This window comes from Aquicoccus sp. SU-CL01552 (assembly GCF_040365005.1).
GTDB lineage: Bacteria > Pseudomonadota > Alphaproteobacteria > Rhodobacterales > Rhodobacteraceae > Antarcticimicrobium.
The window spans coordinates 240,789-254,718 of record NZ_BAABWV010000001.1; the positions used below are offsets into that span (position 1 = coordinate 240,789).

Consider the following 13,930-nt stretch of genomic DNA (forward strand, 5'->3'; position numbering starts at 1 on the left):
GCCTCAGGCGCCATGATCGTCACATGAAAAACATACCGATCCTGCTGCTGGCCGCTGGACAGTCGCGCCGCATGCGCGGGCGCGACAAGCTGATGGAGGACGTGGACGGCGACCCTCTGTTGCGGCGGGTGGCAAAGCGCGCCTGCGCCGCCGGGATCGGGCCGGTGATCGTGGCCCTGCCGCCCGCACCCCATCCCCGCCACGCCCCGTTGGAGGGGCTGCCGGTTGTCCCGGTGGAGGTGCCGGACGCGGCCGATGGCCTCTCGGCCAGCCTGAAGCGGGCGTTGGCAGCGGTGCCCGACACGGCCGAGGCGGTGATGATCCTGCTGGCCGACCTGCCCGACATCCTGACGCAGGACATAATCCACGTCGCGCAAGCCACTGTTTCAAAAAAACATTCACTCATATGGCGCGGCGCCACCGAGGATGGCGCACCCGGTCACCCCGTGGTTCTGGCGCGGGCGCTGTTCCCGGAATTGGCGGCGCTGAACGGCGATGCCGGCGCCCAGGTGGTGATCCGGCGCCACGCCGACCGGGTGATGCTGGTGCCCTTGCCCGGCCAGCACGCGTTGCACGATCTCGACACGCCGGAGGACTGGGCCTGCTGGCGCGCGGAACGCGATCGCAAAACGGGAAAAGGCAGGGCGTGAACCCTGCCTTCCCCCCGCATCGCGCGGCGGTCGTCCTGTAGCTGCAACCGTCAGGCTCCCCCCGCCCCTCGGGTTACTGCCGCAAGAGCGCGGCCTCGTGCTTTTTCAGCGCGCGACGCGCAGCCGGGTAATTGAGCTGCCCTTGCTGCGTTTCCAGCTCCGGGAACAGTTCGAGGAGTTCCCGCCGCTGGTCGCCGTCCATGCCGCGGAGGGTCAGGTCGCCGGGCTGGAAACTCTCGGTCCAGGCGCCGTCGGACAGCACGACCTCGTGCTGGTTGAACATGAAGTGGATGTAGGTCACCGCCGACTGCGTGACACGCTCGACGCCCTCCATCCCGACCAGGTGCTTGGCCGCGACCAGCACTTCGCGATCCTCGAAATAGAGCGCAGTGCGGTCATTGGCGATCAGCACCCGGTGGTTCGGGCTCACCATCATGTCGCGTTCGGGCAACCCGGCTCCCAGCGCACCCTTGCGGATCCGCACCGGCTGCAGATGATCCGACAGCGCCAGTTCCAGCCCGTTCAGGCGGCGCGAGCCAAGCCAGCGGATTTCCTGGATGCCGTTGTCGCGGGTGATCACCCTGTCGCCGACCTCCAGATCCTCGACCAGACGTTCACCCTGCGGCGTCGCGATGCGCGTGCCGGGGGTGAAACAGGGGATGATCTCCTCGATTTCCTTGAAGGTCATCGTCCCGGTCCGGTCGCCACCGGCATCAAAGAAATCAATGGTGCCCGAGGTGCTGTTGCCGTCGGGGTCCAGCGTCTGGCTGGTGATGGTGAAATTGGTCCCGGTCAGATCCAGCACGTCATAGTCGTCGCCGCCACTGCCGCCATCGACATAATCGTTGCCACCACCGCCATAGAAGGTATCGCGATCGTCCCCGCCATACAGCGTGTCGTCGCCCTGGCCGCCGGTGATCTGGTCGTTGCCGGCGCCGCCTTCGACATAGTCGTCGTCGATACCCGCGTCGATGACATCATCGCCGGCGCCGCCATAGATGGTGTCATCGTCGTCCTGGCCAAAGATGATGTCGTCGCCGTCGCCGCCGTGGATCACGTCCATGCCGTTGGTCGTCTCGGGGTCGGGGGCACCGGCGCTGCCATCGTCGGGGATGTTCAGCACATCGGGATAAACCGGGTCGAGCCCGCCATAGATAACGTCATCGCCCGCGCCGCCGTCGATCGTGTCCGAGCCTTCGCCGCCGACGATCACGTCGTCGCCCGCGCCGCCCTGGATCGTATCGTCGTCCAGCCCGCCGTCGATGGTGTCATCGCCGTCGCCGCCGTCGATGATGTCGTTGTCATCGCCGGTGGTGATGATGTCATCGCCCGCGCCGCCATTGACCGTATCGCGATCATCATAGGGGTCGGGATCGGCCGTCACCTCGGGCAGCCCCTGGTAAGAGGGGAACCCACGATCGGGCAGCGGCGCACCGGAGATCGAGCTGGTGTCGATCACGTCGTCGCCGTCACCGCCGTCGACCGTGTCGCTGCCGTCGCCGCCGACGATCACATCGTCGCCCGCACCGCCCTGGATCGTATCGTCGTCCAGCCCACCGTCGATGGTGTCATCGCCGTCGCCGCCGTCGATGATGTCGTTGTCATCTCCGGTGGTGATGATGTCATCGCCCGCGCCGCCATTGACCGTATCGCGATCATCATAGGGGTCGGGATCGGCCGCAACCGCGGGGTTCCCATCATAAGCGGGGAACCCACCGTCGGGCAGCGGCGTGCCGGTGGTCGAACCGGTGTCGATCACGTCGTCGCCATCACCGCCGTCTACGGTATCGTTGCCATCGCCGCCGGTGATGGTGTCATCGCCATCCTGGCCGTAGATCATGTCATCCCCGTCACCGCCGTGAAGGGTGTCGTCGCCGCCCGTCTCGGTGTCACAACCGGGGGCGTCGAAATAGATATCCGTCACCGCGACGCCGGAATCCAGCGGGCCGTCCTGATCGTGGGTGATCTCGAGTTTCGAGATCGGGCCGGCAATCTCGACCAGCACCGAGTGCGACGGGTCGGTATAGGGCGGGTTGCCCCCGTTGGAATAGGCGGTGTCAACGCCGGCCACGGAATCGGTATCCGCCATGGTCAGGTTGGATCCACCGGTCAGGGTCACCTCGACCGGGTTGCCGTCGGCGTCAAACGCCTTGACCGTGACCAACCCGTCGTTGTCGACGTCGTTGATGCGGAACGACACGTTTTCCACCGGGTCGGAGAACCCGAGTTCATAGATCACCGGCTGGTTTTCCACATAGGCGTCGGAATCGAGTGCGCTGGTGGCGTCCGCCGGGGTCCCGTCGATCGTGGAGATGCCGTCCACGTTCTGGGTCTGGCCGGAGAACGTCGTGGCGCTGCCGGGGCCTTGCGCCACAACGGTAAAGGTCACGTCGACGCCGCCCGTGGTCTGGGTGAAACCGCCACTCAGATCGTCGCCGACATCAATCGCGCTGGCATCGTCCGGGTCCGGGGCCTGGTCCCACTGGAACACCGCTCGGCCGGGGCCGTTGACGCCACCGGGCGCGTTACCATCGCCATAGATGACATCGTCGCCGGCCTGGCCATAGACCTCGTCATCGCCGCTGCCGGCATAGATCTCGTCGTTGCCTTCGCCGGCCTCGATGTAATCGTCGCCGCCGCCGGCATCCACGATATCGTCGTCGCCGACCTCGCCCGGGAGAGAGGCATCGCCATTGTCGATCATGTCGCCGTCCGTATCGCCGGTATAGGCAAGGTCGATCCGGTTGTCGTCACCGTCTCCTTCGACAATGCCGTTACTATTAGGTCCTGGCGTACATTTATCTGGCATCACTCATTCTCCTTTTCGACCCTCGCCGAGCCGCCTGCCGCATGGTCGCGGCACCTGGGGCCCTGGAAGCGATCCTTCGCTCGCGCGGCAATCCCGACCCGGTTCCCCATCGCGACAGACAGGAAGGACGGTGCGCTGCCATGTTCAAACACATGGCAAACCGCTCCAGGCGCGTTGCGCCCGGCACCCGCCCCGCCGCAGCCTGGTCACGACCCGGCCACACGGGATCTTCCTGCATCTATTCGATGCGAACAGTCGGTCGCCAATGCGACCTTCAGACATCGCCCCCCAGTAGGCTGATTAAGAATTACCCCAGGGGTCGGAGCGCACAAAACGAAAATTCGAACAAAATCATGGCCATTTTGGCCCAATCGTCCGGTCAGACGGTTTTCGGTAGCTGGCTTGCCCGAAAATCCGCCAAAGATTGTTTCGCAAAAACGGCGGCTGAATCGGGTATTTCCCCGGTTCCTTCCGGTTTTAGCAGCGTGAAGGTCGAAATCCGTGCCCCATTGTTTCCGAAATGTTTACATTCAGTCAGAGTGTCGCGAGGGATCTCGCAACGGGATTGTGACCGGTCCCCGGTCTTCCCTGCGCAAGCGACCTTGCGAATTTTGGAACCAATATCAAAAAAACAGCCGAACCATTGGCGAACCTGTGAACAATCAGACGGTTCCGCGCATGATTCGAAGCGTTAACGTTTTCGTGTCAATTGCTTCTGTTTCCTGCCGATGGCGACACATGTGCCGGGCGGACCCGGGGCCGGTCAGAACGCGTGCTGCCTGATATTGGCCAGCATCTTGTGCAGCGTGCCCAGAAAGGCACGCTGCTCGGCCTCGTCGATGCCCTCGAACATCCGGTCATGACTGGCGGCCATATGCGGCCACAGCCGGTCAAAGGCCGCGCGCCCGGCCCGTGTCAGGTAGATACGACTTGCGCGCAGGTCGTCCGGGTCGGTCTCGCGCCGGGCCAGCCCATCCGCGCACAGCGACTCCGCCGCGCGCGACAGGGTCGATTGTTCCACCACCGCGTAAACGCCCAATTTGGACATCTGGATGCCGTCCATCACCGACAGAACCGCCAGCGCCCGCATCTTGGCCGTGCTCAGCCCCATCGCCGACATCTCACGGCGCAGGTCGTTGTTATAGCGGCCCATGATCCGGTTCATCAGGTAGGGCGCAAAGCCGTTCAGCCCGACCTCCCCCAGCCAGGGCTGCGTCTCGGACTCGGCGCGCACCGCCGAACCGTCCAACTCTGCGTGTTCCGTCGCTTCGCGCATCTGCCCCATCCCTCCGGCCGCCACGTTCTGCGCATCTTTTTTCCATGAAAAATCAGGTATTCGCAACCGGTCTGCGGCGACCACCTTGTCGCATGTCGCAAGTTACCTTCACGCGCGTCGCATTCCACGTGCCGCATTTGGATGCAGCGATCGCCGCGGCCGTCCGCCCCGGCGACAAAGCGACTGGCCCTCGGGACGATCCTCTGTCAGCTTGCGCCGGACACAGGGCCGCCCTCACCGATCGCGCGCCAAGGAGACCGCATGGAAGACCGTATCGAGATCTATGGACGCGGGCGGCTGCCGCCCCGGCTGGAAACCCGCCTGGCCGCGCATTTCACCCTGCGTGCCGACCCGGATCCGTTTCCGGGCGAGGCCTGGCTGGCACGGCACGGAACCACCGTGCGCGGGTTGGCCAACGGCAGTTTCGCGCCGCTGACGGCCGAGCTGATGGACCGGTTGCCGAATCTCGAGATCATTTCCAGCATCGGCGTCGGCTATGACATGATTGACGTCGCCGCCGCGAAACAGCGCGGCATCCTTGTCACCCATACGCCCGACGTGCTGAACGCTGATGTGGCGAACTACGCTCTACTGCTGCTGCTGGCGGCCAGCCGTGACCTGATCCTGCAGGACAGCCATGTGCGCTCTGGTCGCTGGGCCAGCGACGGTCCGGCCCCGTTGACCCACACGCTGGAGGGGCAGCCGATCGGCATCGTCGGGTTGGGCCGTATCGGGCGCGAACTGGCGAGAAAGCTGGAGATTTTCGGCGGGCCGATCCTCTATCACGGGCGCCGGGAACAACCGGAGGTTTCGTACGAATTCTGCCCCGATCTGTACGACATGGTCGGGCGCTGCAGCGCGCTGATCCTGTGCCTGCCCGGCGGCGCCGGGACCGACCGGCTGATCGACGCGCGGGCGCTCGACGCGTTGGGGCCCGAGGGCATCCTCGTCAACGTGGCGCGCGGATCGGTGGTGGACCAGCCCGCCCTGATCGCGGCGCTGCAGGAGGGGCGGTTGGGCCGCACGGCGCTGGACGTGTTCGATGACGAGCCCGAGGTGCCGCAGGCGTTGCGCGACAGTGAACGGGTGATCCTCTCGCCCCATGCCGCCAGCGCCACGGTCGAGACCCGGCAGGCGATGTTCGACCTGGCCGCCGACAACCTGATCGCCTATTTCCGCGATGGCGCGGCGCACACCCCGGTGCCGGAGTGCCGCGCCTGACGCCTCAGCCCGGGGTCCGGCCGTCGAGTTGCGCCAGAAGCGTCTCGAGCATCGGCTTGATCCGCTGAGCATCCGCACCGCCCAGGTCATCCAGAATACGGGCCTCATGCGCGCGCGCGTCCACGATCAGCCGCAGCGCCAGGTCCCGCCCCTCGTCGGAGAGGAACACCCGCACCCGGCGCCGATCCTCGGGGTCGGACTGGCGCCGAACCAACCCCCGCACGGCCATCTGGTCGATGATTCGAGTCAGCCGCGATTGCTCCATCAACGACAGCCGCGCCAGCCGCGTGACCATCGCGCCATCCTCGTCGGCAAGGCAGGCCAGCACCCGCCATTCGGGCACCCGCAAGCCCGCCGCACGGGCATGGTCGTGAAATTCAGCACTTGCCCGATCGCTGACCGCCGCCAGCAAATACAGCAGGTAGGATGTGACAAACGGTTGATCAGGCTCGTTTTTTTTCAAATCATTCATTGGACGGCATCTGTTTTTCAGGTCGCGGCTTAGGCCCTGCGCACCCCGAGGTCAAGAATTCGTCCCCCGGGGCACAAGAAAGGGGTTGACCGGTTTTATATGAATTTTCATATTATTTGCACAGGGAGAAAACGCGTGAAACAACAACTGGTCATCGACCGCATCGAAGACGAAACCGACCGTATCCGGGTCATCACCCTGCGTCCGCAGGACGGGAAAGAACTGCCGCCCCATACCGCCGGGGCGCACCTGGATTTCGACCTCGGGCCGCTTGGCACGCGGTCCTATTCGCTGATCGACTGGCCGGGCGACGCGCGCCCCGCCGCCACGTGGCGCATCGCGGTGCAGCGCGAAGAGGATGGCCAGGGCGGCTCCATGCAAATGCACGGGTTTCAACCGGGTGACAGGATTTCCGCGACCGCGCCCAGCAATGATTTCGGACTGGGCGACCATGCCGGTCCGGCGCTTTTGCTGGCCGGCGGTATCGGCATCACGCCGGTAATCTCCATGGCCACCGCGCTGGCCGCTGCCGACCGCCCCTTTGCCCTGCACTACACCGCCCGGTCGCGCGGGCTGATGGGGTTTGCCGATGCGTTGGGCACGGCCTTCGGTGACAAGCTCACCTGTCATTTCGATGACGCGGCACCGCTGGACCTGGCCGCGCTGTTCGGCGGGATCGCCCCCGACACGCATCTTTACGTCTGCGGCCCCAAGGGCATGATCGAGGCCGCCCGCGCCGCCGCCAACGCCGCCGGCCTGCCCGACGCGCAGATCCACTTCGAACTGTTCGCCACACCGCAACCGCAAGAAGGCGACAGCGCCTTCGAGGTCGAGGTCGCCTCGACCGGGCAGGTGTTCACCATCCCGCCGGGTCGCAGCATCATCGAGGTGCTGGAAGAGGGCGGCGTCGACCTGATCTATGATTGCCAGCGCGGCGATTGCGGCATTTGCCAAACCGAGGTGCTGGAGGGCACCCCAGATCACCGCGACGTGGTCCTGTCAGACAGCGAAAAGGCCGAGGGCAAGCTGATGCAGATCTGCGTCAGCCGCGCCAAAACGGCCAAACTCGTCCTCGATCTCTAGGGAAGGAGCCCGCCATGCCAGCCGCCACGCCAGCCTATACCGTCGATACCGTCACCGACCTGGTGCAGCCGCACCAGGTTCACCGAGACGTCTATATCGACCCGGAGGTGTTCCGGCTGGAGATGAAACATCTTTTTGCCAACACCTGGGTCTTTGTCGGGCATGACAGCCAGACACCGAACAAGGGCGATTACTATACCACCCAGATCGGCGATCAGCCGGTGATCCAGGTGCGCCATAGCAATGGCGAGATCAACGTTCTTTATAACCGCTGCCCGCACAAGGGCACCAAGATCGCCATCGACCGGACCGGCAACACCGGCAAGTTCTTTCGCTGCCCCTATCACGCCTGGTCGTTCAAGACCGACGGCTGCCTTTTGGCGATCCCGCTGAAAAAGGGGTACGAGGGCACCGGGCTGGACAAGACCGAGAACGGCCAGGGGATGAAAGCTGTCGGCGCGGTCAGGAATTACCGCGGCTTCATCTTTGCCCGGCTGGCGGATGAGGGCATCAGTTTCGAGGAGTACTTCGGCGACAGCCTGTCCTCGCTCGACAACATGGTCGACCGCTCGCCCGCCGGACGGCTGGAGGTGGCCGGCCCGCCGCTGCGTTACATGCACCAGTGCAACTGGAAAATGCTGGTCGAGAACCAGACCGACACCTGCCACCCGATGGTGGCGCATGAATCCAGTGCCGGCACTGCGGTCAAGATCTTCGAGGACATGGACTGGCCCGAGGACAAGCCCAAGCCGATGGCGATGGAGATCATCGCGCCCTTCATGTCTCCCTATGAATTCTTCGAGAACATGGGCATCCGCACCTGGCCCAACGGCCACGGGCACACCGGCGTGCACCACTCAATCCATTCCGATTACTCGGCTATCCCCGGCTATTTCGACCAGATGGTCGAAGCCTATGGCGAGGAAAAGGCAAAGGAGATCCTGGGCGAGAACCGGCACAACACCGTCTATTTCCCCAACATCATGATCAAGGGGCCGATCCAGCAACTGCGCAACTTCATCCCGCTGGGCCCCGACAAGACGCTGGTCGAAAGCTATATCTATCGCCTTGTCGATGCGCCCGACCAATTGCTTGCCCGCACCGCCATGTACAACCGGCTGATCAACGCGCCGACCTCGATGGTCGGTCACGACGACCTCGAGATGTACGAGCGCGCGCAAGAGGGGCTGGCCGCCGACGGCATGGAATGGGTGAACGTGCAGCGCCTGTACGAGGAGGGCGAGGATTTCGACCACGAGGCAGTTGAGAACGGCACCACCGAACGGCAGATGCGCAACCAGTTCCACGCCTGGGTCAAGTTCATGTCGCCCCAGCCCGCAACCGACAAGGTGGAGGCCGCAGAATGAGCTTTCCTTCCCGCGACGACCTGATCGATTTCATCTATGACGAGGCCCGCATGCTGGACGAGGGCCGCTTTTCCGAGTGGCTGGAGCTGTGGATGCCCGAGGGGATCTACTGGATGCCGCTCGACTACAAGCAGACCGACCCGGATTGCGTGACCTCGCTGCTTCATGAGGATCAGTTCATGCTGCGCCTGCGGGTGGAGCGGCTGAACGGCGCGCGCACCTTCAGCCAGAAACCGAAAAGCCGCTGTCACCACGTGATCCAGCGCCCTTTCGTCGACGTGATGGACGCAGACGCCAACCGTTACGTCACCAACACCAGCATGCATTACGTGGAGACCCGGCTGGACGACCAGTTCCTGCTGGCGCTGACCGCCACGCATGAGCTTTGCGTCGAGGGGGGAAAGATCCGCATCGCCAACAAGCGGGTCGATCTGCTCAACAGCGACGCCGCCTTCGGCAACATCCAGCTGTTGCCATGAGGTCAGGCGGTTTTGCCAGCGCGCACGACACCTTTGCCGCCGCCCGCCGGTGGCCGGAGCGGACAGAAAAGGACACCGCATGACCGATTATACCGCCGTCATCACCGGCGCCTCCAAGGGGATCGGCGCCGACCTCGCCCAACGCCTGCTGGAACGGGGCTACAAGGTGATCTCGATTGCCCGGCACGACCCCGAGTTCACCCATGAGAACCTGACCAGTGTACGCTGCGACCTGCTGCACGCCGATGCGGTGGCCCAGACGGCGGCAAAGATCGCAGCCGAGCACGAGGTCACCCACCTGATCCACAACGCCGGGCTGATCTGGCCGAACCTGCTGGAAGAGGCCAAGCCAGAAGATCTTCTTGGCCTGACCCAGATCCACCTGGGCAGCGCGCTGACCCTGATCCAGGCGTTTCTGCCGGCGATGAAGGCGCGCGGCTTTGGTCGCGTCGTGTTCAACGGCTCGCGCGCGGCACTCGGGGTGCCGACCCGCACCGCCTATTCGGCGACCAAGGCGGGGATGATCGGCATGGCGCGGACCTGGGCGCTGGAACTGGCGCCGCACGGGATCACCGTCAACGTGGTCGCCCCCGGCCCGGTGCGCACCGACAATTTCTGGGGCATCATCGAGAAGGACAGCGAGCACGAGGCCGCGCTGGCGGCGCGAATCCCGGTCGGACGGCTGGGCGAGGTGCGCGACATCTCCAACGCCTTCCTGTTCTTCTGCGATCCCGAGAACGGCTTTGCGACGGGCCAGACACTCTATGTGTGCGGCGGTGCCAGCATCGGCACGCTGCAGTTGTAACCATCTGAAAACAGGAGCCAATCTCCAGACTGAACAATTGCGTTTGTTAACCCGTGGCCTGAAGATGAACAAAAAAAACGATCCGCAACAGGAGAGGAAAAGACCATGAAAATGAAAACCCTGATCACCACCCTTGCCGCCGGCGTCACCGCCGCCGGTCTCACCGCAGGCGCCGCGCTGGCGCAGACCGAGCTGACCTATTCGTCGTGGATTCCGTGGAGCCACCCGGTCAACCTCAACATCTACGTCCCGTGGATCGAGGCGATCGAGAAGGAAAGCGAAGGCCGCATCACCTTCAAGCGGCTGCCCAAGCCGGTGTCCTCGCCGCCCGCCGCACTGGACGCGGTGCGCACCGGCCAGGCCGATGTGTCGTTCTCGGTGCACGGCTATGCGCGCAAGCAGTTCACTGCCTATCTGTTTGCCGAACTGCCACTCTTGGGTGACAGCGCCGAGGCCACCTCGATCGCGCTGCAACGCACCCATGACAAGTTCCTGGCCGACAAGGGCCTGTACAAGGGCGTTCACCTGGTCGGGATGATGATGCACGGCCCCGGCCAGGTGCACCACACCAAGAAACTGATCGCGACCCCCGCCGACATGGAGGGGCAAAAGATGCGCACCGGCGGCCCGATCCCGATGGCCATCACCGAGGCCTGGGGCGGCGTCTCGATCCGCCAGCCCTCGTCGAAATCCTACGAGATCCTGTCCTCGGGCATCGCCGACGGCATCATGTTCCCCTATGAGAGCGTGACCAGCTTCAACCTGAGCGACGTCACCACGTATTCGACCAACGTGCCGGGCGGCTGGTATTCCTCCAGCCACTTCCTGTTCATGAACCAGCGCGCCTATGACAAGCTGCCGGACGAGGACAAGGCAATCGTCGACAAGTACTCGGGCGAAGCCTTTGCCAAGCTGGCCGGCCATGGCTGGGACGTGATCAACACCAAGGGGCTCGAAGATCTCACGGCCAATGGCAACACCATCGTCGACGCCTCGCCCGAGCTGATGGCCGCCATCACCGAGCTGCGCGACCAGTTCCTTGCCGATTACTATGCTGCCGCCGAGGCCGAAGGTGTCGATGGCAAGGCCATGTATGAGTACTTCCAGGCCCAGATGGCCGAATTGACCGCCGAATAAGGCCCGGGGAGCATAACGCGTGGACCTTCAAAGCACCTATGGAACCGCGGATCATATCCGCGGTTTCACCCCGCTCGCGCGGCTGTTGTCGCGCATCGCCTGCCTGCTGCTGTTTTCGATGATGGTCCTGACCTTTGTCGACGTGGCGGGCCGGTACCTGTTTTCCGCCCCCCTGCCCGCGACCTACGAGGTGGTGTCGCTGATGATGCCGGCGATCATCTTCTGCGCGCTGCCTCTGACCGTGCTCTATGACGGGCATGTCACCGTCGACCTGCTCGACAGCATCATTCCGGCGCCGCTGGCCCGGGTGCAGTCGGTGGTGGTGCATCTGTTCAGCGCCTCGGCACTGGGGCTGATCACCTGGCGGCTGGTGATCAAGTCGATGGACCAGCGCTATTACGAAGAAGTGACCGACGAGCTTTACCTCAACCTCTGGCCGTTCAGCGCCCTGATGGCCGTCCTGTGCGCCGTGGCCACGCTGGCCGCGCTTGCCAATATCGTGCTGGTGATCACCGGCAGAAAGATCCGGGGATAATCCGACATGATCGAAGCCCTCGTCGGCCTTGCCGTCCTCCTGATCCTCGCCTTCCTGCGCATTCCCATCGCCTTTGTCATGGCGCTGGTCGGCTTTGCCGGCATGGCCTGGGTCAACAGCCCGACCGCCGCGCTCTACAACGTCGGCCAGACCGCCTTTGACGCGGCCATCAACTATGAACTCTCGGTCGTGCCGTTGTTCGTACTGATGGGAAATTTCGTTGCCCGGGCCCGTCTGGCGTCCGAGCTTTACAATGCCTCCAACGCCTTTCTCGGCCACCGCAAGGGCGGGCTGGCGATGGCGACCGTGGTGGCCTGCGGCGGGTTCTCGGCGATCTGCGGATCGTCGCTGGCCACCGCCGCCACCATGTCCAAGGTCGCCATGCCCTCGATGCGGCGGTTCGGCTATTCGGATTCGCTGGCCACCGGCTCCATCGCGGCGGGCGGCACGCTGGGCATCCTGATCCCGCCCTCGGTCATGCTGGTGATGTACGGCATCCTCACCCAGCAAAGCATCGGCAAGCTGTTCGCCGCCGGCATCCTGCCCGGCGCGATCGGCATGCTGTTCTACCTGCTGGCCGTGCGCTGGGTGATCTGGCGCCGTCCGAGCGAGGGGCCTGCGGCCGTGCGCCAGACCTGGCCGGAGCGCCTGCACGCGCTGCGTTCGGTCTGGGGCGTCCTGGTGTTGTTCATCGTGGTGATGGGCGGCATCTATGGTGGTGTCTTCTCGCCCACCGAGGCCGCCGGCATCGGCGCGCTCGGCTCGTTCCTCTTCGCGCTGTTTCGCGGCGCGCTGAGCTGGCGGGTGCTGCTGGACATTCTTGAGGAAAGCGTCGCCACCACCGCCATGCTGTTCGCGGTGCTGATCGGGGCGCTGTTGTTCGCCAACTTCATCAACCTGACCGATTTCCCGCAGGCATTGGTGCAGATCTCGATGCAGTTCCAGGACACCCCCTGGCTGGTGATCGCCTCGATCCTGGTGATCTACATCCTGCTGGGCTGCGTGTTCGAGAGCATGTCGATGATCCTGCTGACGGTGCCGATCTTCTATCCGCTGATCCTGCAGATGGGCTATGACCCGATCTGGTTCGGTATCGTGGTGGTGGTGGTGACCGAGATCAGCCTGATCACCCCACCGGTGGGCCTCAACGTCTTCGTGCTGCGCGGGGTGCTGCCCGACGTGAGCACGGGCACCATCTTCAAGGGGGTCACGCCGTTCTGGGTGGCCGATATCTTCCGGCTGTCGCTGATCGTGCTGGTGCCCTGGATATCGACCTGGCTGGCCTCCTATGTGGCCTGACCCCCGCTTACGCGGCGAGGGTCACGCCGACGGCACCCAGTGCCCCCATGGTGACATCCACCTGGCCAACCTCCGGGTCCAGCACCCGGAGCGGCAGGTGGGTGCCGCACATCACCACCATGCCGGGCGACAGGGGCAATCCGCGCGCGGCCAGGTGGCCGATCAGCCAGGCCACCGCGTCGCCCGGGTGCTGCGGCGCCGCGCCGATGGCCTGCCCCACCCGTTCGCCGTCGAGATCGAGCGTCACCTCCAGCCCGTCGAGGTCCAGCGCCTCGGGCGCGACGCGCCCCGCGCCCAGCACGATGCCGGCGTTGAACACGTTGAGCGCGATGGCCTGGCTCAGCCCGACCTCGGACATCGGCACGCCGCGCTGGTCGATCAGTTCGATCGCCGGGCGGAAGCATTCGATCACGGCCATCGCCCCGGCCCGATCCACCGGACCGGAGAGCATTTCCACCCCCGGCCCCATCACTGCGGCGATCTCGGGCTCGATGCTGACCGCCTCGAATCCGGCCTTGGACAAAACGGCGCCGGAATCGTACATTTCACCGGCAAAGATCCGGCCCGAGACCGGCTCGGACACGCCGAAATGCGCCATCTGCGGCGCCCCGTTCACCGCCAGCTTGTAGCCACCGACCGGCAAGCCCAGGGCGGCAACATAGGCATCCTGGAACCCATAGGCCGGGCCGGTCGACGGCCCGTCCAGCCCCTGTGGCATCTGGTATCGTTCGATTTGTTTTCGCGCGACGGCCGCGGCCTGTGCCGCGCTGTCCAACCCGTTGTTCATCCTGCAAAAC

At 64.6% G+C, this 13,930-nt stretch carries 13 protein-coding genes; 9 read left to right on the forward strand and 4 right to left on the reverse strand.

Translation table 11 applies throughout. From position 1 onward, the window contains the following. The first annotated feature begins 23 nt into the window (after positions 1–23). Positions 24–650 (forward strand): nucleotidyltransferase family protein, encoded by a 627-nt coding sequence (locus ABWV23_RS01170; RefSeq protein WP_353344067.1) that lies wholly within the window; start codon positions 24–26, stop codon positions 648–650. 73 nt (positions 651–723) lie between these two features. Here ABWV23_RS01170 and ABWV23_RS01175 read toward each other — a convergent pair whose 3' ends face one another. Next, positions 724–3,459 carry a Hint domain-containing protein gene (locus tag ABWV23_RS01175; RefSeq protein WP_353344069.1) on the reverse strand — a complete coding sequence of 912 codons (2,736 nt, stop codon included), beginning with the start codon at positions 3,457–3,459 and terminating at the stop codon, positions 724–726. Positions 3,460–4,222: 763 nt separating this feature from the next. Continuing rightward, positions 4,223–4,735 carry a MarR family winged helix-turn-helix transcriptional regulator gene (locus tag ABWV23_RS01180; protein WP_353344071.1) on the reverse strand — a complete coding sequence of 171 codons (513 nt, stop codon included), beginning with the start codon at positions 4,733–4,735 and terminating at the stop codon, positions 4,223–4,225. Between the two features lie 261 nt (positions 4,736–4,996). Between ABWV23_RS01180 and ABWV23_RS01185 the strand changes: the two genes are divergently transcribed. Next, on the forward strand, positions 4,997–5,956 hold the full coding sequence (locus ABWV23_RS01185; protein ID WP_353344073.1) for a 2-hydroxyacid dehydrogenase: 960 nt from the start codon (positions 4,997–4,999) through the stop codon (positions 5,954–5,956). Between the two features lie 4 nt (positions 5,957–5,960). On the opposite strand, the gene ABWV23_RS01190 is transcribed toward ABWV23_RS01185, so the two are convergent. Further along, positions 5,961–6,428 (reverse strand): MarR family winged helix-turn-helix transcriptional regulator, encoded by a 468-nt coding sequence (locus tag ABWV23_RS01190; RefSeq protein WP_353344075.1) that lies wholly within the window; start codon positions 6,426–6,428, stop codon positions 5,961–5,963. A gap of 135 nt (positions 6,429–6,563) precedes the next feature. Between ABWV23_RS01190 and ABWV23_RS01195 the strand changes: the two genes are divergently transcribed. The 7 genes from ABWV23_RS01195 (at position 6,564) to ABWV23_RS01225 (ending at position 13,133) form a co-directional block, all read left to right on the forward strand. Beyond that, positions 6,564–7,511: a PDR/VanB family oxidoreductase gene (locus tag ABWV23_RS01195; protein WP_353344077.1), complete on the forward strand. Its 948-nt coding sequence runs from the start codon at positions 6,564–6,566 to the stop codon at positions 7,509–7,511. 14 nt (positions 7,512–7,525) lie between these two features. After that, positions 7,526–8,878, forward strand: a complete 1,353-nt coding sequence (locus ABWV23_RS01200) for an aromatic ring-hydroxylating dioxygenase subunit alpha (protein WP_353344079.1) — start codon at positions 7,526–7,528, stop codon at positions 8,876–8,878. Further along, positions 8,875–9,357: an aromatic-ring-hydroxylating dioxygenase subunit beta gene (locus ABWV23_RS01205; RefSeq protein ID WP_353344081.1), complete on the forward strand. Its 483-nt coding sequence runs from the start codon at positions 8,875–8,877 to the stop codon at positions 9,355–9,357. The genes ABWV23_RS01200 and ABWV23_RS01205 overlap by 4 nt, the downstream gene beginning before the upstream one ends. A 79-nt stretch (positions 9,358–9,436) precedes the next feature. Further along, positions 9,437–10,162: an SDR family NAD(P)-dependent oxidoreductase gene (locus ABWV23_RS01210; RefSeq protein WP_353344083.1), complete on the forward strand. Its 726-nt coding sequence runs from the start codon at positions 9,437–9,439 to the stop codon at positions 10,160–10,162. 105 nt (positions 10,163–10,267) lie between these two features. Next, complete coding sequence (locus ABWV23_RS01215; protein ID WP_353344085.1) at positions 10,268–11,299, forward strand: TRAP transporter substrate-binding protein; 1,032 nt, start codon at positions 10,268–10,270, stop codon at positions 11,297–11,299. Between the two features lie 19 nt (positions 11,300–11,318). Further along, the gene (locus ABWV23_RS01220; RefSeq protein ID WP_353344087.1) at positions 11,319–11,834 is read left to right on the forward strand and encodes a TRAP transporter small permease; all 516 of its coding nucleotides are present in this window, start codon (positions 11,319–11,321) and stop codon (positions 11,832–11,834) included. Positions 11,835–11,840: 6 nt separating this feature from the next. Beyond that, on the forward strand, positions 11,841–13,133 hold the full coding sequence (locus ABWV23_RS01225; protein WP_353344089.1) for a TRAP transporter large permease: 1,293 nt from the start codon (positions 11,841–11,843) through the stop codon (positions 13,131–13,133). Between the two features lie 7 nt (positions 13,134–13,140). On the opposite strand, the gene ABWV23_RS01230 is transcribed toward ABWV23_RS01225, so the two are convergent. Next, on the reverse strand, positions 13,141–13,920 hold the full coding sequence (locus ABWV23_RS01230; protein ID WP_353344092.1) for a 2-keto-4-pentenoate hydratase: 780 nt from the start codon (positions 13,918–13,920) through the stop codon (positions 13,141–13,143). Between the last annotated feature and the right edge of the window lie 10 nt (positions 13,921–13,930).

What these genes read in the sequence shown, in the direction of transcription:
- ABWV23_RS01170 (WP_353344067.1), top strand. Translation starts at nt 24, where the DNA reads ATGAAAAACATACCGATCCTGCTGCTGGCCGCTGGACAGTCGCGCCGC.
- ABWV23_RS01175 (WP_353344069.1), bottom strand. Translation starts at nt 3,459, where the DNA reads ATGCCAGATAAATGTACGCCAGGACCTAATAGTAACGGCATTGTCGAA.
- ABWV23_RS01180 (WP_353344071.1), bottom strand. Translation starts at nt 4,735, where the DNA reads ATGCGCGAAGCGACGGAACACGCAGAGTTGGACGGTTCGGCGGTGCGC.
- ABWV23_RS01185 (WP_353344073.1), top strand. Translation starts at nt 4,997, where the DNA reads ATGGAAGACCGTATCGAGATCTATGGACGCGGGCGGCTGCCGCCCCGG.
- ABWV23_RS01190 (WP_353344075.1), bottom strand. Translation starts at nt 6,428, where the DNA reads ATGAATGATTTGAAAAAAAACGAGCCTGATCAACCGTTTGTCACATCC.
- ABWV23_RS01200 (WP_353344079.1), top strand. Translation starts at nt 7,526, where the DNA reads ATGCCAGCCGCCACGCCAGCCTATACCGTCGATACCGTCACCGACCTG.
- ABWV23_RS01205 (WP_353344081.1), top strand. Translation starts at nt 8,875, where the DNA reads ATGAGCTTTCCTTCCCGCGACGACCTGATCGATTTCATCTATGACGAG.
- ABWV23_RS01210 (WP_353344083.1), top strand. Translation starts at nt 9,437, where the DNA reads ATGACCGATTATACCGCCGTCATCACCGGCGCCTCCAAGGGGATCGGC.
- ABWV23_RS01215 (WP_353344085.1), top strand. Translation starts at nt 10,268, where the DNA reads ATGAAAATGAAAACCCTGATCACCACCCTTGCCGCCGGCGTCACCGCC.
- ABWV23_RS01225 (WP_353344089.1), top strand. Translation starts at nt 11,841, where the DNA reads ATGATCGAAGCCCTCGTCGGCCTTGCCGTCCTCCTGATCCTCGCCTTC.
- ABWV23_RS01230 (WP_353344092.1), bottom strand. Translation starts at nt 13,920, where the DNA reads ATGAACAACGGGTTGGACAGCGCGGCACAGGCCGCGGCCGTCGCGCGA.